Raw genomic sequence first — 23,838 nt, forward strand, 5'->3', positions numbered from 1 at the left:
ATCCATGGCTCAACCCGCGGCCCGACGGCCTCCGGGGCTCATCGCTTCCCGTACAACTCCGCGTACGACGGCCACACTCCGCCCGGCCCGTCGACCGACTCGGCGGCGCGCACGGCGCGTACGATCGCGCGCGTCACGACGTCGGCACTGGCCGCGAAGACGTCGTTGAGTGCCAACGGGCTGCCGCTGTCGAGCGTGCGGGCGCCCGTCGCCAGCGTGAACACCGTGTCGCCGTCGTGCAGCAGGTGCACCGGCCGCACGGCGCGCGCGATGCCGTCGTGCGCCGTGCCCGCCATCTTCTGCGCCTGCGCCTTGGTGAGGTCCGCGTCGGTCGCGACCACCGCGAGCGTCGTGTTCAGCGGCGGGAGCGCGTTCTTCGAGGCCACCTCGGCCAGGCGCCGACGCGCGGCCTCGTGCACGTTCTCCTCCGGGTACCGCACGCGTCCCTGGAACAACTCCCCGTACAGGACGCCCGTTTCCGGGTCCAGCACCGACCCCGCCGCGTTCGCCACCACCAGCGCGGCCACCGTGACCCCCGAGTCCAGCACCGCACTCGCGGTGCCCACCCCGCCCTTCAGCTGCCCCGCCACGGCGCCCGTGCCGGCGCCCACACACCCCTCGTGCACGGCCGCACCCTGCGCACTCGCCGCGGCCGCCTCCACCGCCGCGCGCCCCGTCGCCGCGTCCGGCCGGGCGCGGAAGTCCCCGCCACGCCCCAGATCGAAGACGCACGCGGCAGGCACCACCGGCACGACGTGCCCCGGGTCCGGCCCGACCCGCACCCCACGCCCCTGCTCCTCGAGCCAGGCCATCACCCCGGACGCGGCGTCGAGTCCGTAGGCGCTGCCTCCGGTCAGCACGACGGCGTCGATCTTCTGCACCACGTTGCGCGGGTCGAGGGCGTCGGTCTCCTTGGTGCCGGGGCCGCCTCCGCGCACGTCCACGGCGGCGACGGCGCCGCCCTCGGGCGCGAGGACGACCGTGGTGCCGGTGAGCCGGCCGTCCCCGCCGAGGGTGGCGTGTCCCACCCGCAGCCCGGCGACATCCGTCAATGCGTCAACTGTCATGAGGTCAGTCTGGCCCAGCCCCAGGACGCGTCCGCGGGGTTCAGGCGGCCGGTGCCGTCGCGTTCGCGCGCCGCTCGCGGGCGGCCATGCGCGCCGTGAGCGTCACCCCGACCGCCACCGCGGCCGCGGACACGAGCCCCGCGGCGAGCACCGCCCACTCGCCCAGGAAGGTGCAGCAGACCACCAGCAGCGCCGTGGCCGGAAGCACCAGCTGCTGGCTGATGCCGACCTTGAAGTGCCGCGAGTGCAGCGCCCACACGGTCAGCAGGTACAGCGCCGTCGGCAGGGTCACGGCCGCCGAGGCGGACAGCGTCGAGATGTGCGCCTTGCCGACGGCCTGCTCCACCGCCACCTCCAGGCCGGCGCCGATCGCCGCGGCCGAGGCGAAGATCAGGTAGTGGCCGTAGCCCCAGAGGAACGCCTGCCTGCTGGAGCGCAGGTGATCGTGGATGGGCACCACGAAGTAGATCCACCACGCGGAGAAGACGATCAGCAGGCCGCCCGCCGCGATCGGCAGCAGCTCACCCAGCGCGTCGTGCTCGTCCACCGCCGACTTCACGGCGACCGTGGCCGCGGCGATCGTCTCGCCGAGCACGATGATCGTGAACAGGCCGTACCGCTCGGCGATGTGGTGCGGATGCCAGGACGTCATGCGGGCCTTCTCCGCGTAGACCGGCACGCACAGCTCCGCGATCACCATCACCAGGAACACCCAAAGCCGGGCCGGCTCGGGCAGCAGGATCAGCCCCAGCCAGCCGACCTGGCACAACAGCACACCGCACGCGTATCGCAGCGCCGTGGTCCGCTCCGGCCCCTCGGCCGATCTCGCCGCTCTCAGCCATTGCGCGACCATCGCCAGCCGCATGATCACGTAGCCGAGCCAGACGACCAGGTAGTCGTGGTGCTCGAACGCCCGGGAGACGCCCGCGGCCAGCACCAGCACACCGGCGATCTGGACCAGGGTGACCACCCGGTAGAGCGCGTCGTCGTTGTCGTACGCCGAGGCGAACCAGGTGAAGTTCATCCAGGCCCACCAGATGGCGAAGAACACCATCGCGTAGTTCAGGATCCCGGTGCCCGCGTGCCCCTCGGCCACGGCGTGCACGAGTTGCACGCCCGCCTGCGCGATGGCCACGACGAAACACAGGTCGAAGAAGAGCTCCAGCGGGGAGGAGACCCGGTGTGCCTCGTAGCGCCCACGCGCGGTGAGCCGCCGCAGGGGCCCCTGGGGCCCGTGCGCACCCGGGGCGGGCGCCGGAGCGGAACTGGACGTCATGCCTCCCAGGACAGCAGAAAACCGCGGCCAAATCTTGTGAAGGGGTTCACGAGTGCTCCAGTGTCCGATGTCCGGGAGAAACTCTCAGGTCAGAGGCTCCGCAGGACCGCCCGGGTCGGGGCCGTACCCTTGTGGGCATGAGCACCGCCCCCGAACCCGAGCCGCGCGATCCGAAGCCCGCGCTGATCTTCGACGACCCGCTGAGCCGGCAGTCCTCGGACGACACCGACCGTGGGTGGGGCGAGCGCCCGGACGGCGACAGCGCCGCCGACCTGAAGCGCTTCCTCGACGAGAAGCCGCCCCACCACCTCTGAGCCGCCCGCGGGAGCGTCGTCAGCGCTCGTCGTGCCCCGACCTGCGCTGGGCGACCAGTGCGTCGCGGATCTCCTTGAGGACCTCCAGCTCGGTCACCTCGATGATCTCGTGCGTGCCCTCCTTCGCCTTCCGGCGGGCCTCCACCCGGGCCAGGTACTTCGCCATCGGCAGAACCATCAGGAAGTACACGACGGCCGCGGTGATCACGAAGCTCAGCGTCGCGCCGAGTACCGAGCCCCACATCAGCTGGATGCCCTGGTCGCCCCTGCAGCTGCTGCTCAGGCACGAGCTGTAGTGGTCCAGGTTCTGTGTGCCGATCGCGCCCACCAGCGGGTTGATGAGCCCCTTCACCACCGAGTTGACGATGTTGGTGAAGGCGGCGCCGATGACCACCGCGACCGCCAGGTCGACGACGTTGCCGCGCATCAGGAAGGCCTTGAAGCCCTGCCAGATGCTCGGTTCCTTCTTCGCGTTCACCTCGGGGACTCTCCTCGCGTGCACAGGGTGTGGAACGAAACGCTCCGCAACCTACGGCACGGTACGGCCATTGTCTCCAATTCCTCAGCTCGATCGAAGGACTTGACGGCGGGCCGCAGTGACACCGGCCGAAGTGGCTCAGCACAGCGTCACCGCCAGCCGTGCCGTGGCACTCGCACCGACGAGCCGCGCCGCCGTGGTGCGCGGCACCGACAGCACGACCAGCGCCCCGCTCTCGGACGCACCCTCCACAGGCTCCGGCACCTTCGTCACCCGCACGCCCCGCGCGAGCACCCGGGCGCCGCCTCCGGCCGACGGGTCCTCGGCGGCGATGACGTCGACGCGGTCGCCGGGCCGGAGCAACCTGACGGTGGCGGCGTCCGAGATCCGCACCGGCGCCGTCACCACGTCCACCGCTCCGTGCCGTCGTACGGGTTCCGTGACCGGGTGCCCGCGGGCCCGTTCGGCGCGGTGGGGTTCGGTCGCGGTCCGCGGCCCCGCCGCCACGAGCGCGGCCGCGGTCACGGCGAGGCCGGCCGCGAGAGCCCGCCTGCGCTGCCGCACGAGCCGTTACAGCTGATACCGGCCGCCGCGCACGCGCACCGGGGCGAAGTGCGGGACCTCGCAGGTCGCCGGGGCGTCGGTGCCGAGGGGGCGCGGGAGGCGGAGGGGAGGCGCGGACGGACTGGGGGACGAGGGGGCCAAGGGCATGGGGATCACCGCCTGCGACGAGGGGATTTCGGCTTGCGATGCCACGATGACGCCTCGCGCCGAAGCCCGCCGGAGCCGGTGGACCACTGACCGGTTGTGGACAACTCGCCCACCCGAACGGGGAATTCCGCTCGCCCCGTCCCTCGCGTCGCCCCGTCCCTCGCGTCGCCCCTCCCGCTACGGCAGCTCGAAGCCCGGATCCATCCCGCCGAGCGCGTTCCTGCACAGGCAGTCCCGCGCCCCGGTCTCCGGCAGCGCCGCCACCGTGTCGAACAGCACGCCCCGCAGCCGGTCCACGTTGGCCGCGAACACCTGCAGCACCTCCTCGTGCGAGACCCCCCCGCCGGTCTCGGCACCGGCGTCCAGGTCGGTGACCAGGGTCAGCGACGTGTAGCACAGCTCCAGCTCACGGGCGAGCGCCGCCTCGGGGTGGCCGGTCATGCCCACCACCGACCAGCCCTGCGCCTGATGCCACAACGATTCGGCACGGGTCGAGAAGCGCGGCCCCTCGACCACGACCAGCGTGCCGCCGTCCACCGGTTCCCAGTCCCGTCCGTGCGCCGCCTTCAGCGCGGCGGCCCGTCCGGCGGGGCAGTAGGGGTCGGCCATGGACACGTGCACCACGTTGGGCACCGTGCCGTCGGGCAGCGGCAGCCCGTCGAAGTACGTCTGCACCCTGGCCTTCGTACGATCCACCAGCTGGTCGGGTACGAGCAGGGTGCCCGGGCCGTACTCGGGGCGCAGCCCGCCCACGGCACACGGTCCGAGTACCTGCCGGACGCCGACCGAGCGCAGGGCCCAGAGGTTGGCGCGGTAGTTGATCCGGTGCGGGGGCAGGTGGTGGCCGCGGCCGTGCCGGGGCAGGAAGGCGACCCGCCGGCCGGCGATCTCGCCGAGGAAGAGGGAGTCGCTGGGCTGCCCGTAGGGGGTGTCCACCTGGACCTCGGTCACGTCGTCGAGGAACGAGTAGAAGCCCGACCCGCCGATTACACCGATCTCTGCGTTCGCCATGACGAGCACATTAGCTGGCTGCGAAAAGGCGGGGGAGCCGGTGCCCGGGTACACCTGAGGCCCTGCCGTCACGCGACGGCAGGGCCCGGGGAGCGAGAACTCAGGCCGCGGAGCTGCTGCTGGAGCCCGACGAAGACGCGGACGAAGAGGACGCCGAGGACGCCGACGAGGACGACTTCGAGTCGGACGACGAGGAGCTGGACGACTTGGACGCCGGGCTGCTGCTCGACGTGGAGCCGCGGGAGTCGTTGCGGTAGAAGCCGGAGCCCTTGAAGACGATGCCGACCGCGGAGAACACCTTCTTCAGGCGGCCACCGCAGTTGGGGCACTCGGTCAGGGCGTCATCGGTGAACTTCTGAACCGCCTCGAGGCCCTCGCCGCATTCGGTGCACTGGTACTGGTAGGTCGGCACTGTCTTCCTCCTGGCACTCTCACTCGATGAGTGCTAACGACGGTCCATAGTGACGTATTCCCGGGGATCAGTCCACCGTCACCGGCACGCGGTGACCGACGCCACGTGCGACCGTGCGGGTCCGGGCTCGGGCGACCAGCAGCGAACGCAGGGCGACCAGGGTGGCCAGCGCGAGCACGGTGCCGGCCATCGGCACCAGGAATCCGGCACCGCCCCACAGGCGGTCCTCCAGCTGTCCGGCGACGGTGACGGCGGCCGCCTGACCGAGCGCGACGGCGCCGGTCAGCCAGGTGAACGCCTCGGTGCGGGCCTCGGCCGGGACCAGGTCCTCGACCAGCGTGTAGCCGGTGATCAGGGCCGGCGCGATGCACATGCCGACCAGCAGGCCGAGACCGGCCAGCAGCAGCACCGAGTGCGCCGTCCACAGTGTGGACGCGGTCAGCGCGAGCGCGGCGTAGCCAAGGACCAGGCGCCGCTGCGGGGCGGCCTTCCAGGCGATCGCGCCGCAGACGATGCCGGAGAGCATGTTGCCCGCGGCGAAGGTGCCGTAGAGGACACCGTTGAGGCCGGGCTCGCCGATCGACTCGGTGAACGCCGCCAGCGACACCTGCATGCCGCCGAAGACCGACCCGATGCCCAGGAAGGTCACCACCAGCACCCGTACGCCCGGGACGCGCAGGGCGGAGGCGTGCTTCACGCGCGCGTGCCCGCTCTCGCCGGACGCCGGCGGCTGCGTGCTCTTCTGCGCGGCGAACAGCAGACCGCCGACGAGCGTCAGCGCGGCCTCGGTCACCAGGCCCGCGGACGGGGTCACGGCGGTGCACAGCGCGGTCGCCAGCAGCGGCCCGAAGACGAAGGTCAGCTCGTCCGTGACGGACTCGAAGGCCGCCGCGGTGGTCATCAGGGGCGAGTCCGGGAGCTTCACGCCCCAGCGCGCACGCACCATGGGGCCGACCTGCGGGACCGAGGCGCCGGTCGGCACGGCCGCCACGAACAGCGCCCACAGGGGCGCGTGCGCAAGCGCGAGCGCCGTCAGGGTCAGGCCCGACAGCGTGTGCACCAGGACACCCGGGATCAGGACGGCGCGCTGCCCGTGACGGTCGGCGAGGCGGCCGCTGTACGGCGCGAACAGCGCCATGGAGACACCGGTGGCGGCCGCGGCGGCGCCCGCGGCGCCGTACGAGCCGGTGGTGTGCTGCACGAGCAGCACGATGGAGATGGTGAGCATCGCGAACGGCTGGCGGGCCGCGAAGCCGGGGAGCAGGAAGGTCCAGGCGCCGCGGGTGCGCAGCAGCTGTCCGTATCCGGGGCGGGAAGGGACCGGCGAGGTCGTCTCCGGTGCGGTGGTGGTGACCGTGGATCCCACGGCCCGTGCCTTTCTGCCGCCTGGTAGCGCGGGCCCCGTTGCGGGCCCGGGCGCCGAGAGCTGTCCTCTTGCGCGGACTGCGGTAGATACCGGCGCCCACTGTGGGTGGGGGTGGCCCGGCCGCCATACGGTCGCGCCAGCTCTGCGTCAGGCAGAGTTGGTTCGATCAGGGTGCGCCTTCATCGTACAGGGGGCACCGCCTCGCTCACCTGTGAAAATGAGCACCACCAGGTGCGGTCGCCTGTGATTACCGAAGGTGTGAACCGTACGAAACGCCCCCTTAACGAGAGCCGCCCGCCCCGTTCGTGCCCAGCCAGCCGGCCAGCTTGCCGCCGTGGGCGACCGCGCGCAGGCGCCGTTCCGCCGCGTCGCGCACCGGGTCGGTGGCGACCACGAGGAGTTCGTCCCCGTGCCGCAGCACTGTCGTGGGCAGCGGCACAAACGATTTTTCTTCCCGGACGACGAGGGTGACGGCCGCGCCGGGCGGCAGTCGCAGCTCGTTGACCTCGACGCCGTGCATCAGGGAGCCCTCGGGGATCGAGACGGACAGCAGATGTCCGCGCAGCCGCTCCAGGGGTGCCGACTCGATGCCGAGGTCGGACGCCTCGCCCGGCTCGCCGAGGCGCAGCCTGGCCGCCAGCCAGGGCAGGGTCGGCCCCTGCACGAGGGTGTAGACGACGACCAGCACGAAGACGATGTTGAAGATCCGCTGGCTGCCCGCGACACCGTTCACCATGGGGATGGTCGCCAGGATGATGGGCACGGCGCCGCGCAGCCCCGCCCACGACATCAGCGCCTGCTCCGGCCACGGCACCCGGAACGGGGCCAGGCTGAGGACGACGCTCAGCGGGCGGGCCACCATGGTCAGCGCGAGCCCGATGATGAGGGCCGGCCAGACGTCGTCGCCCAGCTCGTGCGGGGTGACGAGCAGGCCGAGCAGGACGAACATGCCGATCTGGGCGATCCAGCCGAGCCCCTCGGCGAAGCCGCGCGTGGCGGGCCAGTGCGGGAGCTTGGCGTTGCCGAGCATCATCGACGCCAGGTAGACGGCGAGGAAGCCGCTGCCGTGATTCAGCGCGCCGGCGGCGTAGGCCGTGACGGCGATCGCCAGCACGGCGATCGGGTAGAGGCCCGAGGCGGGCAGGGCGACGCGCTTGAGGGTCCAGGCCCCGAGCCAGCCCACCGTGAGACCCACGGCCGCGCCGATGGCCAGTTCCAGAGCTATCTCGCCCACCAGGACGTACCAGTGTTCGACCGGGCCGGCCGTGGAGAAGGCGACGACCAGGATGACCACCGGGGCGTCGTTGAAGCCGGACTCCGCCTCCAGCGTGCCCGTCACGCGCGCGGGCAGGGGGATCCTGCGCAGGACCGAGAAGACCGCCGCCGCGTCCGTCGAGGAGACGACCGCGCCGATGATGAGCGCCTGCCGCCAGTCCAGCCCGACCAGATAGTGAGCTCCCGCAGCGGTCGCGCCGACGCTGATCGCGACACCCGCCAGCGCCAGCATGGAGGCGGACCCCAGGACCGGCCGGATCTCCTTCCACTTCGTGCCCAGACCACCCTCGGCGAGGATCACGACCAGGGCCGCGTACCCGATGACCTGGGTCATCTCGGCGCTGTTGAAGTGGATGTTCCCGATGCCGTCCTGGCCCATCAGGACGCCGATCCCCAGGTAGACGAGCAGGCTGGGGAGCCCGCTGCGTGAGGAGATCCGGACGGCCGCGACGGCGACCAGGAGGACCAGGGAGCAGACGAGCAGGAGCTGGTCGAGGTGGTGGACAGTCAGCGGCGGTTCCCTTCCTTGGCCCGCGCGGGGGGCGCGCGAGCTCACGTACACAAGACCCGAGGCTGCGGCGCACCGCATCCAAGTACTTCGTTACCTTACCTAACTCTTGACGTTTTCTTGACACTCGCCGAGGCAAGATCGAACGTCCGTGCGCGCCTGTTCCCGACTCCGCGTCAAGTGGCTCGGGGCCCTGCGCCTATGGTTGCTCCAGCGCTCATTCAAAGTCACAGCCCGACCTGCCGCTCGCGTTAGGACAGCAAGGACAGCGATGCCCCCCAACACCACCGCCACAACGGGCGACAAGCCCGGCAAGTCCGGCAGGAAGAAGGGGCGCAAAGCCCGACTTATCGTGCTGGTGCTCGTCCTGGCCATCATCGGCGGCGTCGCCTACGGGGCGTACTGGTCGATCAGCACCGTCCGTGCGTCCTTCCCGCAGACCAAGGGTTCGATCACACTCCAGGGTCTGTCGGGGCCCGTCGACGTCAAGCGGGACGGGAACGGCATCCCGCAGATCTACGCCTCGTCCGACGAGGACCTGTTCATGGCGCAGGGCTTCGTCCAGGCGCAGGACCGGTTCTACGAGATGGACGTGCGCCGGCACATGACCTCCGGGCGCCTGTCGGAGATGTTCGGCAAGGGGCAGGTCAAGAACGACGAGTTCCTGCGCACCCTCGGCTGGGACCGGATCGCCAAGGAGGAGTACGACACCAAGCTGTCGGCCTCCACGAAGAAGTACCTCGACGCGTACGCCAAGGGTGTCAACGCCTACCTCCAGGGCAAGGACGGCGAGGACATCTCCCTGGAGTACGCGGCTCTGGGCTTCACCAACGACTACAAGCCGGGGAAGTGGACCCCGGTCGACTCCGTCTCCTGGCTGAAGGCGATGGCCTGGGACCTGCGCGGCAACATGCAGGACGAGATCGACCGCGCCCTGATGGCCAGCCGCCTCGGCCCGCAGCAGATCAAGGACCTGTACCCCGAGTACCCCTACAGCCGCAACAAGCCGATCGTCCAGGAGGGCCAGTACAGCGACGCGGCCAAGGCCTTCCAGCAGGGCGGCGCCACGAGCGGCTCTCAGGGTACGACCGGCACGACCGGCTCCTCCACCTCGTCCGCGGCCGGTTCGGCCCTCACGAGCCAGCTGGCGGGCCTCTACAAGGTCCTGGACAACGTGCCCACCGCCGTCGGAGTGAACGGCCAGGGCATCGGCTCCAACTCCTGGGTCGTCGCCGGGAAGTACACCATCACCGGCAAGCCGCTGCTCGCCAACGACCCGCACCTGTCGGCGTCGCTGCCGTCCGTCTGGTACCAGATGGGTCTGCACTGCCGCACCGTCTCCAGCAAGTGCCAGTACGACGTCACCGGCTACACGTTCGCCGGCATGCCCGGCGTGATAATCGGCCACAACGCGGACATCGCCTGGGGCATGACCAACTCCGGTGTCGACGTCACCGACCTGTACCTGGAGAAGCTCAGCGGCAGCGGCTACCTGTACGACGGCAAGGTCCGGCCCTTCAAGTCCCGCGAGGAGACCATCAAGGTCGCCGGCGGCAAGTCCAAGACGATCGTCGTACGCCAGACGGCCGACGGGATGCCGCTGCTGTCCGACCGTGACGACGAACTCGTCCAGGTCGGCAGGAAGGCCGCCGTGAACACGGCCGCGCCCGACCGCGGCGACGGCTACGGCATCGCCCTGAGGTGGACGGCGCTCGACCCGGGCACCTCCATGGACGCCGTGTTCGCCATCGACAGGGCAGCCGACTGGAGCGACTTCCGCTCCGCCGCCGCCCTGTTCGACGTGCCCTCGCAGAACCTGATCTACGCCAGCACGGACAACCACATCGGCTACACCCTGCCCGGCAGGATCCCCACCCGCTCCTCGGTGGACGACGGCTCCATCCCGGCGCCGGGATGGGACTCGAAGTACCGCTGGACCGGCTTCGTCAAGCAGGACGAGCTGCCCTACGAGTACGACCCCGAGCGGGGCTACATCGTCACCGCCAACCAGGCCGTGGTCGACAAGGACAAGTACCCGTACACGCTCACCACCGACTGGGGCTACGGCACCCGCAGCCAGCGCATCACCGACCTGATCGAGTCCAAGATCAAGGGCACGGGCAAGATCTCCACCGACGACATGCGCCAGATGCAGCTGGACAACAGCAGCGAGATCGCCAAGCTGCTCGTGCCCAAGCTGCTGAAGATCAACCTCGACGACAAGAACGTCCGGGAGGCGCAGAAGCTGCTGGAGGGCTGGGACTACACCCAGGACGCCGACTCCGCGGCGGCCGCCTACTTCAACGCCGTGTGGCGCAACGTCCTCAAGCTCGCCTTCGGCAACAAGCTCCCCAAGGAGGTGCGCGTCAAGGGCCAGTGCCTGTGGGTCGACAAGATCGACAGCACCGGTCCGGTGGACGACGACACGAAGGTCCGCGAGTGCGGCCGGCGCGACGCCGACCAGGCGCAGCCGGACGGCGGCGACCGCTGGTTCGAGGTCGTGCGCACGCTGATGGACAAGCCGGACAGCGACTGGTGGAAGACGCCCAAGTCGGGCACCCGCCCGGAGGCCAACAACCGGGACCAGCTCTTCGCCCGCGCCATGATCGACGCCCGCTGGGAGCTGACCGCCAAGCTCGGCAAGGACATCGACACCTGGAGCTGGGGCCGGCTGCACCGCCTGTTCCTGAAGAACCAGACGCTCGGTACCGAGGGACCCGAGTTCCTCCAGTACGTCCTCAACCGCGGCCCCTGGAAGCTCAGCGGCGGCGAGGCCACCGTCAACGCGACCGGCTGGAACGCCGCCGGCGGCTACGGCGTCGTCTGGGTGCCGTCGATGCGCATGGTCGTCAACCTCAAGGACCTCGACAAGTCCAAGTGGATCAACCTGACCGGAGCCTCCGGACACGCCTACAGCGCCCACTACACGGACCAGACGAGCAAGTGGGTCAAGGGCGAGCTGCTGCCCTGGTCGTTCTCCGGCAAGGCGGTCGACGCGAGCACGAGCGACACACTCGTCCTCAAGCCGTGATCCTCTCCCAGTGCCTCAAGGTCTGGGGGACCCCATCGGCAAGCCGACGGGACGGGCCCCCTCCACGCGCGCGTGGAGGGGGCCCGTCCCGTACGAGGGCCGAGGACCTCGCCTTGTCAGGCGCCCGGGAAGCGGCGCACACCCGACGGCGTCACCACCGCGTGCACGGGCTGATCGTGCGCCTCCTCCGGGACGCGTGCGACGACTTCCGTGTCGTACAGGAGCACCACGAGCGCGGGGCGCGCGCCCGCACGCTCCAGGCGCGCGAGCACCCGGTCGTACGACCCTCCGCCGCGCCCCAGGCGCATCCCGCGCGCGTCCACCGCGAGCCCGGGCAGCAGAACGACGTCCGCCGCGATCACCGCGTCCGGGCCGAGGCGCTCGCCGGAGGGCTCGAACAGGGCCATCTTCCCGCCGTGTTGGATCCGCGCGAGGGAGTCCGGGCCGGCGTACTCGCCCCAGTCCAGGTCGTTGTCGGGCAGCAGCGCGGGGAGCAGGACCTGCACGCCCCGCGCGCGCAGCGCGTCCAGCAGGGCGAGTGTGCCGGGCTCGCTCCCGACGGAGACGTACGCCGCCACCGTGCGCGCACGCGCCAGTTCGGGCAGCTCGAGGGCGCGCTCGGCCAGCGTGTCGCCCGCCTCCCGTACGACATCCTCCGTCAACCTGTTCCTCACCGCGAGGAACTCCCGTCGCAACATTCGCTTGTCAGGCTCGCTCGTGCGTCCGTCGTGTACCACTGGTCGCTCTTGCACCCTTCGTTAATGCGCTCATATGAGGGCCAATTAACCGGAGCCACAGATTCCTTACAAAGGCACCGGATAAGGTTGCGGGCATGACTCAGTCGCACCCCAGGATCAGCAAGGCTGTCATTCCCGCAGCGGGCCTCGGTACCCGGTTCCTGCCGGCCACCAAAGCCACTCCCAAGGAGATGCTGCCGGTCGTGGACAAGCCGGCGATCCAGTACGTGGTCGAGGAGGCCGTGTCGGCGGGGCTCGACGACGTCCTCATGATCACCGGACGCAACAAGCGTCCGCTGGAGGACCACTTCGACCGCAACTACGAGCTCGAGTCCGCCCTCGAGAAGAAGGGCGACGCCGAGCGGCTCGCGAAGGTCCAGGAGTCCAGCGACCTGGCCACCATGCACTACGTGCGCCAGGGCGACCCCAGGGGCCTCGGTCACGCCGTCCTGTGCGCGGCCCCGCACGTCGGCCACGAGCCCTTCGCGGTCCTCCTCGGTGACGACCTGATCGACCCGCGCGACCCGCTGCTCCAGCGCATGATCGAGATCCAGGAGCGGCACGGCGGCAGCGTGGTCGCGCTCATGGAGGTCGCGCCCGAGCAGATCCACCTCTACGGCTGCGCGGCCGTCGAGGCCACCGCCGACGGCGACGTGGTCAAGGTGACCGGCCTGGTCGAGAAGCCGGACCCGGCGGACGCCCCGTCGAACTTCGCGATCATCGGTCGCTACGTCCTCGACCCGCACATCTTCGACATACTGCGCAAGACCGAGCCCGGCCGCGGCGGCGAGATCCAGCTGACCGACGCCCTCCAGCAGCTCGCCCAGGACGAGAAGGTCGGCGGCCCGGTGCACGGCGTCGTCTTCAAGGGCCGCCGCTATGACACCGGCGACCGTGGCGACTACCTGCGTGCCATTGTCAGACTGGCGTGCGAACGTGAAGACCTGGGCCCGGACTTCCGGACCTGGCTTCGCAGTTACGTAGCCGAGGAGATGCAGCAACGTTGAGCAACGCCGCGACCAGCCCCGCCGGCCCGGACCACCTCTGGTCGGTGGACGAGCACCTGGAGGACATCCTCACCACCGTCCGTCCCCTCGAACCCATCGAGCTGCAACTGCTCGACGCCCAGGGCTGCGTTCTGGTCGACGACATCACGGTGCCGGTCTCCCTGCCACCGTTCGACAACAGCTCCATGGACGGGTACGCGGTGCGGGTCGCGGACGTCGCCGGCGCCACCGAGGAGTTCCCGGCCGTCCTCGAGGTCGTCGGGGACATCGCGGCCGGCTCGGCTGACCTGGTCCGGGTCGGACCCGGCCAGGCCGCCCGCATCATGACCGGCGCCCCGCTGCCACCCGGCGCCGAGGCCGTGGTCCCCGTCGAGTGGACCGACGGCGGGTTCGGCGAGGGGCCCGCGAGCGGGATGCGGGCCCGCAGCCTGGCCCCCGAGGGCGCCGAAGGGCAGGTTCGCGTGCACCGCCCCGCCGAGGCACGCGCGCACGTGCGCGCCAGGGGCAGCGACGTGAAGGCCGGAGACCTGGCCCTGCAGGCCGGGACGATCCTCGGTCCGCCGCAGATCGCGCTGCTCGCCGCGATCGGCCGGGGCTCGGTACGGGTGCGCCCGCGCCCGCGCGTGGTCGTCGTGTCCACGGGCAGCGAACTCGTCCAGCCCGGCGAGGGACTGGGCAACGGCCAGATCTACGACTCCAACAGCTTCGCCCTCACCGCGGCCGCCCGCGACGCGGGCGCGATCGCCTACCGGGTGGGCGCCGTCGCCGACGACGCCGACACCCTCCGCTCCACCATCGAGGACCAGCTCGTCCGCGCCGACCTGCTGGTGACCACGGGCGGGGTGAGCGTCGGGGCCTACGACGTGGTCAAGGAGGCGCTGGCGCACGTCGGCGACGAGGACGAGGCGGGCGGCGGCATCGACTTCCGCAAGATCGCCATGCAGCCCGGAAAGCCGCAGGGCTTCGGCTCCATCGGCCGCGACCACACGCCCCTGCTGGCCCTGCCCGGCAACCCCGTGTCGTCGTACGTCTCCTTCGAGCTGTTCGTCCGCCCCGCGATCCGCACCCTGATGGGTCTCGAGGACGTCCACCGGCCCCGCACCCGGGCCACCCTGAAGGCGGACAAGGCGCTCGGCTCCCCCAAGGAGCGCCGGCAGTTCCTGCGCGGCAAGTACGCCGACGGCGAGGTGACTCCCGTGGGCGGCTCGGGCTCCCACCTGATCGCGGCGCTGGCGCAGGCCGACGCGCTGATCGTCGTCCCCGAGGACGTGGAGTGCGTCGAGCCCGGTACGGACGTGGAGGTCGTGCTGCTCGGCTGACGAGCGGGCGGTACCGTGTCGCGCACAACAGGCCCGTGCACCGCACTGCGACGGGCCCGGACCAGGAGCGCTACACACCATGACTGTGCCTTCCCGGGGGGAGACCCCCGGACCCCCTGTGCAGGACCGACTGACACACATCGACGACGCGGGCGCGGCCCGCATGGTCGACGTGTCCGGCAAGGACGTGACCGCGCGCACCGCCCGCGCGAGCGGCCGGGTCCTGGTGTCACCCCGGGTGGTCGAGCTGCTGCGCGGTGAGGGGGTTCCCAAGGGGGACGCCCTGGCGACCGCGCGCATCGCGGGCATCATGGGCGCCAAGCGCACCCCGGACCTGATCCCGCTGTGCCACCCGTTGTCGGTGTCCGGTGTGAAACTGGATCTGTCGGTCGCGGACGACGCCGTGGAGATCCAGGCCACCGTGAAGACGACGGACCGTACGGGCGTCGAGATGGAGGCCCTCACCGCGGTGACGGTCGCCGCGCTCACCGTGATCGACATGGTCAAGGCGGTCGACAAGGGAGCGGTCATCACGGACGTGCGGGTTGAGGAGAAGACGGGCGGCAAGTCGGGCGACTGGAGCCGGGCATGACGTACCGCGCTCTGGTGGTCACCGCCTCCAACCGGGCTGCCGCAGGGGTCTACGAGGACAAGGGCGGCCCCCTGGTCGCCGACGGCCTGCGGGGCTTCGGCTTCGAGGTCGACGGCCCTCGGGTCGTCCCGGACGGGGACCCGGTCGAGGCGGCGCTGCGCGCCGGCGCCGACGCCGGCTACGACGTCGTCGTCACCACCGGTGGCACCGGTGTCTCACCCACCGACCGCACGCCCGAGGCGACCCGCGCGGTGATCGACTACGAGGTGCCGGGCATCGCGGAGGCCATCCGGGCGTTCGGACGGGAGAAGGTGCCGACCGCGGCGCTGTCCCGGGGTCTGGCCGGGGTGGCGGGGCGGACCCTGATCGTCAATCTGCCGGGCTCCACCGGCGGGGTGCGGGACGGTCTCGCCGTCCTGGAGCCGCTGCTGGTGCACGCCGTCGACCAGATCCGCGGCGGCGACCACCCGAGACCCAGCAGTGGGGGTGCGAGCTGAACAGCCTTTCCTGGCCCGTCGTGCTGGCGGACGGAGATGTCGTCCTCCGGCCGATAAAGCTGCGCGACCAGCGGGCCTGGCGTGAGGTGAACCGGCGCAACAGGGACTGGCTGCGCCCCTGGGAGGCGACCATCCCGCCGCCCACGCCGAGCGGGCCGATAGCACACCGGCCGACCTACCGCCAGATGGTCCGGCACCTGCGCTCCGAGGCCCACGCGGGCCGGATGCTGCCGTTCGTCATCGAGTACCAGGGGCAGCTCGTCGGGCAGTTGACGGTCGCCGGGATCACCTGGGGGTCGATGTGCTCGGGCCACGTCGGCTACTGGGTGGACGAGGCGGTGGCCGGGCGCGGGGTGATGCCGACGGCCGTCGCGCTCGTGGTGGACCACTGTTTCCGCACCGTCGGGCTGCACCGCATCGAGGTCTGCATTCGCCCCGAGAACCGGCCCAGCCGCCGGGTCGTGGAGAAACTCGGATTCCGCGAGGAGGGGCTGCGGCCGCGCTATCTGCACATCGACGGAGCCTGGCGCGACCACCTCGTCTTCGCGCTCACGGCGGAAGAAGTGCCGGAGGGGTTGCTCGGGCGCTGGAAGCGGGCACGGTCTCAGCGGGCGCGGCACACGCAGGAGAACACTCCGGGGAATCCCGCCTAGGCTCGAAATTGAATAAGTGTTCGAAATTGATCGGCTGATGACCGTCTCGGTGCGTTGAATTGGCGGCTCGGACGGTCCACTGATCGCATCGGTCGCAAAAAAAGCTGGAAATATCAGCCAGATCGTGCGACACACCGGCCCAATTGGCGGATGGCCTCACGCAAACCCCTCTACCGTGTGAGGCGTGAGCAGCAGCGGCCTCATCTACGCAGTCATTGTCGGGGCCTGGGCCGCCTACTTGGTGCCGATGTGGCTCCGTAGGCAGGACGAGCTGAACGAGGCCCGTCCGACGGAACGCTTCAGCACCGCCATCCGGCTGCTGTCCGGACGGGCGGGGATGGAGCGCCGGTACGCCAGGGACCTGCGGGCGCGCTCCGCCCAGGAGGGGGAGCCGGACGCCAGTGATCCGGACGCCGTCACCGACTCGGTGGACGTCCGGGCCTTCGCCATGCCTCCGACCCGCCGTCAGGTGCGCCCGGAGAGCGGGGCGGAGGCGCCCGGGCGGGCGGAACCGGCACGCGACCAGCCCGTCATCCCGGCGCCCAAGTCTCCTTCCGCGTCCGGGCATCGCGCGCCCGGCGCCTCCGCCTCCGCCTCCGCCTCCGCGCCCGCGCAGAAGCGCGTGCCGGCCGCACGGCGCGCACCCTCGGCGCAGGCGTCCGCGGCGCGTGCCCGGCGCTCGAAGGTACTGGCGCGCCGTCGGCGCACCACCGTGATGCTCTTCCTCGCCTTCACGCTCGGCGCCGTCGTCGCCGCCGTCGGCGGCCTCGCCTTCCTGTGGGCGCCCGGTGTACCCGCCGTCATGCTCAGCGCGTACATCGCCTACCTGCGCTCCCAGGAGCGCCGCCGGTTCGCCTACCAGATGGACCGCCGGCGCGCCGAGGTCGCGGCCCAGCGGCTGCGCGAACGCCAGCCGCGCCGGCGCGCGTCCCTCGACGCGGGCCCAGCCGCCGACGAACCGGACGGGGGGCCGGAGACCGAGACCGACACCGGTCTCTCCGCGCTCGCCGCGGACCGCCGCGCCCTCGTGGAGCAGACGGACCACGCCGAGTGGGTCGACCAGCAGCAGCGTGAGCGGCAGCGGCGACCCGGGCACGGGGACAGCTGGGACCCGGTGCCGGTGCCCCTGCCGACGTACGTGACCGCGCCGGTCGCGCCGCGGGCCGCCTCCGACGTGGACCTGGGGGCGCCCGACACATGGAGTTCGGCGCGTTCCAGCTCGGTGGTGCCGGAGCAGGAGGCGAGCCGCGCGCCGGAGGCCGACGAGGGCGAGGCGGCGCTCGACTCGGAGGACAAGCCGGCGGACGGCCGTAGCGACGCCCGCCGCGCGGCCTCCGCCCGCCGCTCGCGCGAGCGCGGACGCACCCCCCTCTTCGACCAGTACGAGGACGGGGACCGGCCGCGCGCGGCCAACGAGTGACCGCCGTCACGGGGCTGGAAGCCCGCCTCTGACCAGTCAGGGAACGGATTTCCAAGCACCCCGATGGGGATGCTAGAGTTTCACTCGTTGCAAGGGCCTGTGGCGCAGTCCGGTAGCGCACCTCGTTCGCATCGAGGGGGCCAGGGGTTCAAATCCCCTCAGGTCCACGCATCATGAAGCCCCGGTCGGCAGTAGCCGACCGGGGCTTCGTCGCTCATCTCAGCTGCTTGGCGTAGCAGAGGCTCTCCTCGTAGTGGCGGTAGTAGCCGAACTTGGCGCAGGGCTCGTAACCGCTCGAGGTGTACAGGGCGATGGCCTCCGGCTGCTTGGTGCCGGTCTCCAGGACCATGCGGACGCGGCCGGCCGTGCGGGCGTCCTCCTCCAGGACGGCGAGGATGCGGCGGGCGAGGCCCCGGCCGCGCATCGCCTCGACGACGAACATGCGCTTGAGCTCGGCGTCGCCGTCCTCGTTGCCCTCCTCGTTGAGGTCCTGGCTGCGCCAGCCGCCGGTGGCCACCGGGCGGTCGTGCTCGTCGTAGGCGATCAGGTAGGCACCCCGGGGCGGGGCGAAGTCGCCGGCGTCGAGGGTCGTGGCGTCGCCGCCGTCGCCGTAGCGCAGGTGGTATTCGGCCTGAACCTCGTCGTTGAGCTTGACGGCGTCGGGGTGATCGAAACGAACACGGCGTATATTCATGCTGGGCATCGTACTTCTATGCAGAGGGTGGGAGGCGCGAACCACGACCAGTGTGCCGGTATCGTGCCCTGGTGCTGACTGTGACCTCGGTGAACGTGAACGGGCTGCGGGCCGCCGCCAAGAAGGGCTTCGTGGAGTGGCTCGCCCAGACCTCCGCGGACATCGTCTGCCTGCAGGAGGTGCGCGCCGAGCCCCACCAGCTGCCGGAGGAGGTCCGGCAGCCCGACGGCTGGCACGTCGTGCACGCCCCGGCGGCCGCCAAGGGGCGCGCGGGTGTCTCCCTGTACACGCGGCGCGAGCCCGACCGCGTCCGGGTCGGCTTCGGCTCGGCCGAGTTCGACGGCAGCGGACGCTACGTCGAGGCCGACCTGCCCGGTGTGACCGTCGCCTCCCTCTATCTGCCCTCCGGCGAGGTCGGCACCGAGCGCCAGGACGAGAAGGTCCGCTTCATGGGCGAGTTCCTCGTCCACCTCAAGGAGCTGCGCGAGCGGGCCGCCGCCGACGGGCGCCAGGTGGTCGTCTGTGGCGACTGGAACATCGCCCACCAGCAGGCCGACCTCAAGAACTGGCGCGGCAACACCAAGAACTCGGGCTTCCTGCCCGAGGAGCGGGAGTGGCTCACCCGGGTGCTCGCCGCGGAGGACGGCGGCTACGTGGACGTCGTACGCGCCCTGCATCCGGACGCCGAGGGGCCGTACACCTGGTGGTCGTACCGGGGGCGGGCTTTTGAGAACGACTCGGGATGGCGCATCGACTACCACGTGGCCACCCCGGGGCTCGCGGCCAAGGCCGTCAAGGGACTCGTGGAGCGCGCGGCCACGCACGCCGAGCGGTGGTCCGACCATGCGCCGGTGACCGTCGTGTACGACCTGTAGGAGCGCGGCTCAGTCCCGCTTGTTGAGCCGCCGGTCCAGCGCCAGGGACAGTTCCGCCTCCACGACGCTCCGGGCGAGCGGGCGCAGGCGGTGCAGGTCCTCCTCGGGGGCGTGGCGCAGGATCAGGTCGCGGAAGAGTTCGGCGAGGGCGTCGGCGTGTTCGCGGACGCGTTTGCCGGCCGCCAGGACCTCGGCGAGGGGTATGCCCTCGCGGACCAGGGCCGAGGAGACGTCCAGCAGGCGGCGGCTGATGTGGACGATCTCGTCGCCGTCGGTGCCGAGATAGCCCAGCTCCATGGCGGCGGCGAGGTTCTCTGGGGTGACCTCGCCCTCGAAGCGGGCGGCGAGTTCCTCGGGAGTGAGGTGGACCGGCTCCTCCTCGGTGGGGGTGCCGACGCCGAGCAGGTCGGCGACATCGCGGCCCTGGTCGAGGGCCTCCGCGAGTTCCGCGATGCCGTTGAGGGTGTGGCCGCGCTCCAGCAGCGCCGAGATCGTGCGCAGGCGGGCCAGGTGGCGGTCGTCGTACCAGGCGATTCGGCCCTCGCGGCGGGGTGGCCGGATCAGCTTGCGCTCGCGGTAGAAGCGCAGCGTGCGCACGGTGATGCCGGCCAGGCGGGCCAGCTCCTCCATGCGGTACTCGCGCGGTGCGCCGACCTTGCCGCTGCCCTGCTCGTCCTTGCGTTCGCCGTCGTCTGCCACGTCCGAAGCCTATGTTGTACCGCCGGTAACTTTCCCTCGCCTGCCCCTACCGCTCGGTACGGAGCTGCTCTACAGTCCCATTGTGCCAGTGTTCACTGGCAGAGTCCAAGGCGATGCGTGGAGGCTTCGGGATGGCCGAGCACGAGCATGTACGAGTGGCGGTGATCGGGTCCGGGTTCGGCGGACTGGGAGCCGCGGTGCGGCTGCGCCGCGAGGGGATCACCGACTTCGTCGTCCTGGAGCGGGCCGACAGCGTCGGCGGCACCTGGCGGGACAACAGTTATCCCGGGTGCGCCTGTGACGTCCCCTCCCACCTGTACTCCTTCTCCTTCGCGCCCAACCCGGACTGGCCGCGCACCTTCTCCGGGCAGCAGCACATCCGCGCCTATCTGGAGCACGTCACCGACGTCTTCGGGCTGCGCCCGCACATCCGCTTCGACTCCGAGGTGAAGCTGATGACCTGGGACGCCGAGCAGCTGCGCTGGGAGATCGGGACGACCCGGGGGACACTGACCGCCGACGTCGTCGTCTCCGCCACCGGGCCGCTGTCCGACCCGAAGATCCCGCGGATCCCGGGGCTCGACTCCTTCCCCGGCAAGGTGTTCCACTCGGCCCGCTGGGACCACGACTACGACCTGCGCGGCAAGCGCGTCGCCATGGTCGGCACCGGCGCCTCCGCCATCCAGATCGTCCCCGCCATCCAGCGCCAGGTCGGCCGGCTCACCCTCTTCCAGCGCACCCCGCCCTGGGTGATGCCCCGCGTGGACCGCGCCATCAGCGGCGCCGAGCGCCGGCTGCACCGGGCGCTGCCCTTCACCACCCAGCTGCGGCGCGGACTGCTGTGGGGACTCCGGGAACTGCAGGTGCAGGCGTTCACCAAGCATCCCGACGAACTCGGCCTGGTCGAGCGGCTCGCCAAGCGCAACATGGCCCGCGCCGTCAAGGACCCGGCCCTGCGCGCCAAGCTCACCCCGGACTACCGCATCGGCTGCAAGCGGATCCTGCTGTCCAGTGAGTACTACCCGGCGCTCACCCGGCCGAATGTGGACGTCGTCGCGAGCGGGCTCACCGAGATCCGCGGGTCGACCGTGATCGCCGCCGACGGCACCGAGGCCGAGGTCGACGCGATCATCTTCGGTACGGGCTTCCACGTCACGGACATGCCCATCGCCGAGCGCGTGGTCGGTGCGGCGGGCGGCACGCTCGCGGAGTCCTGGAAGAGCGGCATGCAGGCGCTGCGCGGTGCCTCGGCCGCCGGGTTCCCGAACTGGATGACGATCATCGGGCCCAACACCGGCCTCGGGAACTCCTCCATGATCCTCATGATCGAGTCGCAGCTGAACTACATGGCCGACTACCTGCGCCAGCTCGACGTCCTCGGCGGCCGCACCGCCCTCGACGCCCGGCCCGCGGCCGTCGACGACTGGAACCACAAGGTCCAGGAGCGCATGAAGCGGACCGTGTGGAACACCGGCGGCTGCACCAGCTGGTACCTCGACGCGAGCGGCCGCAACACCACCATCTGGCCCGGTACGACGACCGAGTTCCGGCGCGCGACCCGGCGGGTGGACCTGGCGGAGTACGAGGTGATCCGGAAGGCCGACGCCAAGCCTGCCGAAGCGGACACGGCTGTCAAGCAGGAGAGCGAGGCCGCCGCATGAGCCGTCCCACCGCCGTGGCCTCGGGCCCCTACGCCCCGCCCGCCCCCGCCCGCACCCTCACCGTGGTCTCCGCCGACGGCGCACGCCTGCACGTCGAGGTCCACGGGCCCGAGGACGCGCCGCCTGTCGTCCTCTCCCACGGCTGGACCTGCTCGACCGCGTTCTGGGCGGCGCAGATACGGGAGTTGGCGGCCGACCACCGGGTGATCGCGTACGACCAGCGGGGGCACGGGCGCAGTGCCGCGAGCTCCGCGTGCACCACCGACGCGCTGGCGGACGATCTGGAAGCGGTGCTCGCCGAGACCCTCGCGCCCGGTGAGAAGGCCGTGATCGCGGGGCACTCCATGGGCGGGATGACCGTGATGGCCGCGTCCGCGCGCCCCCGATTCCGGGAGCACACCGCTGCGGTTCTGCTGTGCAGTACGGGAAGTTCGCGGCTGGTCGCGGAGGCGCGGGTCGTACCCTGGCGCGCCGGGCGCGTGCGCACCTGGATCACGGCGCGCATCCTGGGCTCGCGCGCCCCGCTCGGTCCGGTCACGGCGGTTGCCAAGGCGATCCTCAAGTACGCCACGATGGGCGCCGGTTCAGCACCGCACATGGTGGAGGCGTGCGCGCGGATCGTGCACGCTTGCCCGCGCTCCGTGCGCCATGTCTGGGCGGAGGTGCTGAAGCGGCTCGACCTCGACCACGGCGTACGGGAGTTGCGCGTGCCGACGGCGGTGATCGTCGGTGCCGCCGACCGGCTCACGCCTCCGGTGCACGCCCGCTCGCTGGCCGCCGCGCTGCCCAACTGCCTCGGCCTCACCGAGCTGCCGGGGCTCGGCCACATGACTCCGGTGGAGGCTCCCGAGCTGGTGACCGGAAAGATCCGGGAACTCGTCAGCACCTACACGTACACCAAGGAGGGCGCATGAGCAGGGTCAGCCTCGAAGGGCAGGTCGCCGTCGTCACCGGAGCGGCGCGCGGCGTCGGCGAGTTGCTCGCGCGCAAGCTGTCCGCGCGCGGCGCCAAGGTGGCGCTCGTCGGACTGGAGGAGGAGGCGCTCAAGGAGGTCTCCGGGCGGCTGCACAGCGACAGTGCGCACTGGTACGCCGACGTCACCGACCACGAGACGATGAGCCGGGTGGCGCAGGAGGTCAAGGACCGGTTCGGCAAGGTCGACATCGTCGTCGCCAACGCCGGTGTGGCGACCGGCGGGCCCTTCGCGGAGTCCGACCCGCAGGCCTGGCGGCGCGTGATCGAGGTGAACCTGATCGGTTCGGCGGTGACGGCCCGGGCCTTCCTGCCGGTGCTCACCGAGAGCCGCGGCTACCTGCTGCAGATCGCCTCGCTCGCCGCGATGACCCCGGCGCCGATGATGACGGCGTACTGCGCCTCCAAGTCGGGCGTGGAGGCGTACGCGCACAGTCTGCGCGCCGAGGTCGGCCACCAGGGCGTGCGCGTCGGCGTCGGGTACCTGTCCTGGACCGACACCGACATGGTGCGCGGCGCCGACCAGGACGACGTCATGCGGGAGCTGAGGCAGCGGCTGCCGTGGCCGTCGAACAAGACGTACCCGCTGGGCCCGGCGGTCGACCGGATCGTCGCCGGTATCGAGCGGCGCTCGGCGCACGTGTACGGGCAGTGGTGGCTGCGCGGCATGCAGGGCGTGCGCGGGTACCTGCCGGCGCTCATCGGCACCGTCGGCCAGCGCGAGATGCGGCGGTTCGCGCCCCGTCTGCAGGGGATGCGTTCCGGGCTCGTCGGCGCAGGTGGCGCGGCCGACGAGGCGGCACGCGCTACGCACCGTAACTGATCGACATGCGCTCCGTGTTCCCCCGTGTGAATCTGGTCGAGGCCCCTCCCAGGGGCCGCCCCCCCACCCACACCCACCACGGGAGTGAACCCACATGGGTATGAAGGACAAGTCCAGCAAGATCGGTCAGTCCAAGGAGAAGGCCGGTCAGCAGGGTCAGCCGCAGCGTGGCCAGCAGGAGCGCGCTCAGCAGCCGCAGCGTGGCCAGCAGCAGCGCGGTCAGCAGCCCGAGCGCCAGAACTACCGTGACATCCAGGACACGGAGCGGGAGATGCAGGACCGCCTCGACCAGGACTACGACGCCTAGTCGCCGCGCTCGACTTCACCCCTGAGGCGGGGTGCCCGGCCAAGACGCCGCTGGCTGCGTATACCAGGTGTCCCCGTGCGTGCGACTGCACTGCGCTTGTTCCGCCGGATGGCCAAAGGTGGCGCCCGCCAGA

The 23,838-nt window shown here is 71.2% G+C and carries 24 protein-coding genes and 1 tRNA gene; 14 read left to right on the forward strand and 11 right to left on the reverse strand.

Annotated features, from left to right (window positions below):
• Positions 1-38: 38 nt before the first annotated feature.
• Positions 39-1,067, reverse strand: a complete 1,029-nt coding sequence (locus tag ACWC5O_RS01735) for a P1 family peptidase (RefSeq protein ID WP_450589573.1) — start codon at positions 1,065-1,067, stop codon at positions 39-41.
• A 40-nt stretch (positions 1,068-1,107) separates the two neighbouring features.
• Positions 1,108-2,343, reverse strand: a complete 1,236-nt coding sequence (locus ACWC5O_RS01740) for a low temperature requirement protein A (protein ID WP_450589572.1) — start codon at positions 2,341-2,343, stop codon at positions 1,108-1,110.
• A 137-nt stretch (positions 2,344-2,480) separates the two neighbouring features.
• On the opposite strand from ACWC5O_RS01740, the gene ACWC5O_RS01745 reads away from it, so the two are divergent.
• Positions 2,481-2,657: a hypothetical protein gene (locus ACWC5O_RS01745; RefSeq protein ID WP_450589571.1), complete on the forward strand. Its 177-nt coding sequence runs from the start codon at positions 2,481-2,483 to the stop codon at positions 2,655-2,657.
• Between the two features lie 19 nt (positions 2,658-2,676).
• Here the strand turns inward: ACWC5O_RS01745 and mscL are convergent, their stop codons facing one another.
• From mscL to ACWC5O_RS01775, 6 genes are all read right to left on the reverse strand, one after another.
• A complete protein-coding gene (gene mscL / locus ACWC5O_RS01750; RefSeq protein WP_450589570.1) occupies positions 2,677-3,135 on the reverse strand; it encodes a large conductance mechanosensitive channel protein MscL in 459 nt (152 codons plus the stop codon).
• A 138-nt stretch (positions 3,136-3,273) separates the two neighbouring features.
• The gene (locus tag ACWC5O_RS01755) at positions 3,274-3,699 is read right to left on the reverse strand and encodes a hypothetical protein (RefSeq protein ID WP_450589569.1); all 426 of its coding nucleotides are present in this window, start codon (positions 3,697-3,699) and stop codon (positions 3,274-3,276) included.
• A gap of 324 nt (positions 3,700-4,023) precedes the next feature.
• Positions 4,024-4,857, reverse strand: a complete 834-nt coding sequence (locus ACWC5O_RS01760; RefSeq protein ID WP_450589568.1) for an S-methyl-5'-thioadenosine phosphorylase — start codon at positions 4,855-4,857, stop codon at positions 4,024-4,026.
• Positions 4,858-4,957: 100 nt separating this feature from the next.
• A complete protein-coding gene (locus tag ACWC5O_RS01765) occupies positions 4,958-5,269 on the reverse strand; it encodes an FmdB family zinc ribbon protein (RefSeq protein WP_450589567.1) in 312 nt (103 codons plus the stop codon).
• Between the two features lie 67 nt (positions 5,270-5,336).
• Entirely contained in the window at positions 5,337-6,635 is a 1,299-nt protein-coding gene (locus ACWC5O_RS01770) for an MFS transporter (protein ID WP_450589566.1), read from the reverse strand.
• 280 nt (positions 6,636-6,915) lie between these two features.
• The gene (locus ACWC5O_RS01775) at positions 6,916-8,466 is read right to left on the reverse strand and encodes a potassium/proton antiporter (RefSeq protein WP_450589565.1); all 1,551 of its coding nucleotides are present in this window, start codon (positions 8,464-8,466) and stop codon (positions 6,916-6,918) included.
• 223 nt (positions 8,467-8,689) lie between these two features.
• Between ACWC5O_RS01775 and ACWC5O_RS01780 the strand changes: the two genes are divergently transcribed.
• On the forward strand, positions 8,690-11,449 hold the full coding sequence (locus ACWC5O_RS01780) for a penicillin acylase family protein (protein WP_450589564.1): 2,760 nt from the start codon (positions 8,690-8,692) through the stop codon (positions 11,447-11,449).
• A 116-nt stretch (positions 11,450-11,565) separates the two neighbouring features.
• Here ACWC5O_RS01780 and ACWC5O_RS01785 read toward each other — a convergent pair whose 3' ends face one another.
• Complete coding sequence (locus ACWC5O_RS01785) at positions 11,566-12,147, reverse strand: 5-formyltetrahydrofolate cyclo-ligase (RefSeq protein WP_450589563.1); 582 nt, start codon at positions 12,145-12,147, stop codon at positions 11,566-11,568.
• A 134-nt stretch (positions 12,148-12,281) separates the two neighbouring features.
• On the opposite strand from ACWC5O_RS01785, the gene galU reads away from it, so the two are divergent.
• The 7 genes from galU to ACWC5O_RS01820 all read left to right on the forward strand — a co-directional run bounded on the left by galU (position 12,282) and on the right by ACWC5O_RS01820 (position 17,841).
• Complete coding sequence (gene galU, locus ACWC5O_RS01790) at positions 12,282-13,193, forward strand: UTP--glucose-1-phosphate uridylyltransferase GalU (protein ID WP_450589562.1); 912 nt, start codon at positions 12,282-12,284, stop codon at positions 13,191-13,193.
• Positions 13,190-14,512, forward strand: coding sequence for a molybdotransferase-like divisome protein Glp (glp, locus tag ACWC5O_RS01795; RefSeq protein ID WP_450589561.1), 1,323 nt, complete (start codon positions 13,190-13,192; stop codon positions 14,510-14,512). The genes galU and glp overlap by 4 nt, the downstream gene beginning before the upstream one ends.
• Positions 14,513-14,591: 79 nt before the next feature.
• Positions 14,592-15,104, forward strand: a complete 513-nt coding sequence (gene moaC / locus ACWC5O_RS01800) for a cyclic pyranopterin monophosphate synthase MoaC (RefSeq protein ID WP_450589560.1) — start codon at positions 14,592-14,594, stop codon at positions 15,102-15,104.
• Positions 15,101-15,601 (forward strand): MogA/MoaB family molybdenum cofactor biosynthesis protein, encoded by a 501-nt coding sequence (locus ACWC5O_RS01805; protein WP_450589559.1) that lies wholly within the window; start codon positions 15,101-15,103, stop codon positions 15,599-15,601. The genes moaC and ACWC5O_RS01805 overlap by 4 nt, the downstream gene beginning before the upstream one ends.
• 20 nt (positions 15,602-15,621) lie before the next feature.
• Entirely contained in the window at positions 15,622-16,254 is a 633-nt protein-coding gene (locus ACWC5O_RS01810) for a GNAT family N-acetyltransferase (protein ID WP_450589558.1), read from the forward strand.
• Positions 16,255-16,438: 184 nt separating this feature from the next.
• Positions 16,439-17,674 (forward strand): divisome protein SepX/GlpR, encoded by a 1,236-nt coding sequence (sepX, locus tag ACWC5O_RS01815; RefSeq protein WP_450589557.1) that lies wholly within the window; start codon positions 16,439-16,441, stop codon positions 17,672-17,674.
• 93 nt (positions 17,675-17,767) lie between these two features.
• A tRNA-Ala gene (locus ACWC5O_RS01820) sits at positions 17,768-17,841 on the forward strand.
• Between the two features lie 47 nt (positions 17,842-17,888).
• Here the strand turns inward: ACWC5O_RS01820 and ACWC5O_RS01825 are convergent.
• Positions 17,889-18,368, reverse strand: coding sequence for a GNAT family N-acetyltransferase (locus ACWC5O_RS01825; protein WP_450589556.1), 480 nt, complete (start codon positions 18,366-18,368; stop codon positions 17,889-17,891).
• 71 nt (positions 18,369-18,439) lie between these two features.
• Here ACWC5O_RS01825 and ACWC5O_RS01830 point away from each other — a divergent pair, with 71 nt between their 5' ends.
• Positions 18,440-19,243 (forward strand): exodeoxyribonuclease III, encoded by an 804-nt coding sequence (locus tag ACWC5O_RS01830; RefSeq protein WP_450589555.1) that lies wholly within the window; start codon positions 18,440-18,442, stop codon positions 19,241-19,243.
• A 9-nt stretch (positions 19,244-19,252) separates the two neighbouring features.
• On the opposite strand, the gene ACWC5O_RS01835 is transcribed toward ACWC5O_RS01830, so the two are convergent.
• Positions 19,253-19,873, reverse strand: coding sequence for a MerR family transcriptional regulator (locus ACWC5O_RS01835; RefSeq protein WP_450589665.1), 621 nt, complete (start codon positions 19,871-19,873; stop codon positions 19,253-19,255).
• A gap of 200 nt (positions 19,874-20,073) precedes the next feature.
• On the opposite strand from ACWC5O_RS01835, the gene ACWC5O_RS01840 reads away from it, so the two are divergent.
• From ACWC5O_RS01840 to ACWC5O_RS01855, 4 genes are all read left to right on the forward strand, one after another.
• Positions 20,074-21,603 carry a flavin-containing monooxygenase gene (locus ACWC5O_RS01840; RefSeq protein WP_450589554.1) on the forward strand — a complete coding sequence of 510 codons (1,530 nt, stop codon included), beginning with the start codon at positions 20,074-20,076 and terminating at the stop codon, positions 21,601-21,603.
• Positions 21,600-22,517: an alpha/beta fold hydrolase gene (locus tag ACWC5O_RS01845; RefSeq protein WP_450589553.1), complete on the forward strand. Its 918-nt coding sequence runs from the start codon at positions 21,600-21,602 to the stop codon at positions 22,515-22,517. The genes ACWC5O_RS01840 and ACWC5O_RS01845 overlap by 4 nt, the downstream gene beginning before the upstream one ends.
• Positions 22,514-23,398, forward strand: coding sequence for an SDR family oxidoreductase (locus ACWC5O_RS01850; protein WP_450589552.1), 885 nt, complete (start codon positions 22,514-22,516; stop codon positions 23,396-23,398). The genes ACWC5O_RS01845 and ACWC5O_RS01850 overlap by 4 nt, the downstream gene beginning before the upstream one ends.
• Positions 23,399-23,492: 94 nt before the next feature.
• Positions 23,493-23,705 (forward strand): hypothetical protein, encoded by a 213-nt coding sequence (locus ACWC5O_RS01855; protein ID WP_450589551.1) that lies wholly within the window; start codon positions 23,493-23,495, stop codon positions 23,703-23,705.
• Positions 23,706-23,838 lie beyond the last annotated feature (133 nt).

It is taken from the genome of Streptomyces sp. NPDC001450 (assembly GCF_053597295.1).